A 509-nucleotide genomic window follows, 5' to 3' on the forward strand; every position below is an offset into this window, starting at 1 on the left:
GCTGGTGGCGAACGAGTACAGCGCCGGGTTGCGCGGCGTGGTGAGCTTTTCCTCGGGCACGCCCCAGCCCACGCCCGCGCGCAGGCCTTTCCATTCGGGGCTGCGGTATTGCACGATGTTCTGCTCGCGGCGATCGAAGGAGTGCGTGTCCTGGATGTTGTTGGTGCTCGATGCCGAGCCATTGCTGATCAGCGCCATATACCCGGCGGTGGTCGGGTAATAGGGGTCGTATTCCATGGTGGCTTCGGTGTAGGGCGTGGTCCAGTGCCCCATGAAAAAAGTACCGTAATCACCACTCAATCCGATGCGCGAGTTTCGTCCCGCAATCTGCCCGGACCCGTTATCGATCGACAGGTTGCTCTCGATTTGCCAGATTGCCTTGAGCGAACCGCCAAGACCCTCCTCGCCCCGCAAGCCGAAGACCGACCGGTTGTTGGTCAGCCGTCCGGTGCCGCCCAGCACTGCGCCGTCGGTGGCGGTGCTGGCTCGCGAGTACTCGATGCTGGTAT

1 protein-coding gene is annotated in these 509 nt (G+C 62.7%); it reads right to left on the reverse strand.

Features of this window, described 5'->3' with window-relative positions:
- A partial coding sequence (locus tag AC1DS3_RS39445; RefSeq protein WP_477129474.1) for a porin occupies nucleotides 1-509 on the reverse strand: 509 nt, incomplete at both ends.

This window comes from Cupriavidus sp. 01L46 (genome assembly GCF_056399905.1).